Below are 1,710 nucleotides of genomic sequence, written 5' to 3'. Positions count from 1 at the left end.
GCCGGCGGCGCTGGCGGCAACGCTTTGCTGTTCGGCAGCGGTGGAGCCGGCGGCCAGGGCGGCACCGGTCTGACCGGCACCACCGCCGTCACCCCGGACAACGGCACGGCCGCCACTGGCAGCGCCGGGTTGGTCGCGACCCAGGTCGGCTTTACCGGTGGTGCCGGCGTCGATGGTGCTGTTGGTCAGGTCGGCGGTACTGGTGGGACAGGCGGGTCCCCAGATTTCCTGTTTACCGGCTCCCCCGCCCCCGGCCGTGCCGCCGCTTCCGGGGCTGCCCGGCGTCTTGATGCTGTCATTGCCGCCAGTCGCGGTCCCGCCTTTCCCGCCATCGCCACCGTCGCCGCCGCCGCCGCCAACACCGCCGGCGCCGCCCACGCCCGCGCTGCCGCTGGATCCGGCTTGGCCGAGGAAGCCTCCCTCCCCCGCTGCGCCGGCGGCACCGCCGGCACCGCCGGCACCGCCCGTACCGCCGACGCCACCGCTGCCTCCGAGACCTCCGTTGCCGCCGAACGATTTCTCACCGACCTGCGTCGCGATCGCTGAGCTATTCCCACCGTTGCCCGCCGATCCGCCGTCACCGCCGAGACCGCCGGATCCGCCGAGACCACCCGTGCCCCCGGTGCCGGCGGCACCGCCGGCACCGAACAGCAGCCCGCCGTGGCCGCCGGCCCCCCCGACACCTCCGGCGCCGCCCGATCCGCCGGTACCGCCGACGCCGCCCACGCCGCCGGTGCCGCCGGTTCCGCCGACAGCAGTGACAGCAATAAAGCTGGCCCTAGAGGTGGAGCTACCCCCGGCACCGCCGGCACCACCGTTCGCCGCAATACCGCCGGCGCCGCCCGTGCCGCCGGTGCCACCGTGTCCGCCGGCCCCGCCGCTACCGAACAGCAGCCCGCCATTGCCCCCGACACCGCCGGCACCGCCCATCCCGCCACTGCCGGCGGCTCCAGCGTCGCTACCGAATCCGCCGACACCGCCGACGCCTCCGGTGCCACCACTGGTGTCCGCGCCGGGAACCGAGCCGGTAAACAGGAAATCTGGGGACCCGCCTGTCCCACCAGTACCGCCGACCTGACCAACAGCACCATCGACGCCGGCACCACCGGTAAAGCCGACCTGGGTCGCGACCAACCCGGCGCTGCCAGTGGCGGCCGTGCCGTTGTCCGGGGTGACGGCGGTGGTGCCGGTCAGACCGGTGCCGCCCTGGCCGCCGGCTCCACCGCTGCCGAACAGCAAAGCGTTGCCGCCAGCGCCGCCGGCGCCGGGGTTCCCACCGTTAACGCCCGCCAGAGCAGCGCCTCCCAAACCGCCTGCGCCGCCGTTTCCGTACAGGATTCCGCCGGTACCGCCGCTACCGCCGCTGGCGCCGGCTCCACCGCCACCCCCGGCGCCCCCGTTGCCAAAGAGCCCGGCGCTGCCGCCGTTACCTCCGGCCACGCCGTTGGCCGTCTGGGTGAATCCAGACCCACCGTTGCCGAACAGCAGCCCGCCGGCGCCGCCGTTGGGATTTGCCGCTGTTCCACTGGCGCCGTCGCCGATCAGCGGGCGGCCCAGCAACACCTGGCTGGGCGCGTTGATCGCCGCGAGCACGTTTTGCTCGACGGCCTGCAGCGGGTTAACACTGGCGGCTTCAGCCGCGGAGTAGGCCCCGGCCCCAACGCTCAACGCCCGCACAAACTCGTCATGAAACAAGGCGGTCTGCGCTGT

The 1,710-nt window shown here is 74.0% G+C and carries 1 protein-coding gene; it reads right to left on the bottom strand.

The genetic code is table 11. The annotated features are described in order from the left end of the window. Positions 1–1,710: PGRS repeat-containing protein (locus tag A9W95_RS28070; RefSeq protein ID WP_067416352.1), on the bottom strand; the 1,710-nt coding region annotated here is incomplete at both ends.

It is taken from the genome of Mycobacterium sp. 1423905.2 (assembly GCF_001673155.1).
Taxonomy (GTDB): Bacteria; Actinomycetota; Actinomycetes; order Mycobacteriales; family Mycobacteriaceae; genus Mycobacterium.
The sequence above is the reverse complement of the archived record's forward strand: the minus strand, read 5'-3'. Positions and strand labels throughout refer to the sequence as shown.